Here is a 1,254-nt window from a genome sequence, read left to right on the forward strand (position 1 = left end):
CTTTCATGTTTATTTTAGCAGATTTTATTGATTCATTGAAGAATTTAGATAGTTTATTTGATTTGGAGGAACAAGTTATTCGTTGTTTGCGGGAAATGTTTCAAGAAATTGTATCTAAATACTTAATTCAATTAGACGAAACGTTAGTTTCTCAGATTCCAAGTGACCATACCTTTATTAACCGACAACCACGAACAATCAATTTTATGTTTGGTGCTGTTTCATTTGAACGTAGGTGCTATAGGAAGACAGATGGAACCAATTATTTTCCACTGGATACACATTTAAAACTTGTGTCGCGAAAAAGGTTTTCACCATATTTCAAAAGTGTTGTTAGTAAGATTGGTCAAATGACTACCATGAGAAACACAGCGGATATGATTAACCTTGCCAGTCAGACTGATATTAGTGCATGGGCAGTCGACAAAATCGTTAGAGAGATGGCCGACATCGTTGCTGTCGAGGAAGAAACACTTGATAAAGAAATTGTTCATCGTAAAAAAGTGGATAATTTAGTAATTGAAGGAGATGCTTTTGAAGTCCGAGAACGTGGTAAGCAACGGGTTTCTGTACATCATTACAGGGTATACGAATCCACTAATGCTGGTCCAATAAATAAACGTGAATTTATTGAAACCAATCATTTAAAAGTACGAAAACAAGTTTGTGATTATCTGGAAGCACATTATAAATTAAGTGAAATGGTAGTGTTTTTAGCAAGCGATGCCGGTCCTGGATATGATCCCATCAGTATGCGCGAATTAGTTCCTGGGGCAAAAAAAGTTGAGTATGTAATTGATCGGTATCACTTTATTCGAAAATTCGAGCAGACCATCGGTCTACAAAACCCATTAAGTAGAAAGGCTACAGCAGCTATTAGAGAATATAATTTGAACCAATTAGCGGCTATTTTAGATACTTTTGAATCACAAATTACAACTGGAAAAGATTCCGAAAAGTTGACCAAATTAAGACATTATCTAAGCCGTAATTGGAAATATATCAAACGTCCCAAAGATCGCGGCTATAAATATATGGGTAAATTAGGCTCAGTTGAGAGCTCACACAGAGCTTTCACCTACCGCTTAAAAAAGCAGGGTAAGAGTTGGTCTAAAGAAGGATTACAAGCTATGTTAGTTCTCATACTAGCAAGAGTTAACAGACATCTTAATCAAGATCTATCATCAGGATTAAGAAGGCTAAGAAACTTAAAATTGAAGTATCTCTCGAGGCAATTAAATCAATTAGATTCAC

General features: G+C 35.5%; 1 pseudogene. It reads left to right on the forward strand.

Going from position 1 to position 1,254, the window contains the following annotated elements:
- Positions 1-5: 5 nt before the first annotated feature.
- A pseudogene (locus WDC_RS09205) lies at positions 6-1,254 on the forward strand (ISLre2 family transposase); the annotation flags it as partial.

The organism is Paucilactobacillus wasatchensis (assembly GCF_000876205.1).
Classification (GTDB): domain Bacteria; phylum Bacillota; class Bacilli; order Lactobacillales; family Lactobacillaceae; genus Paucilactobacillus; species Paucilactobacillus wasatchensis.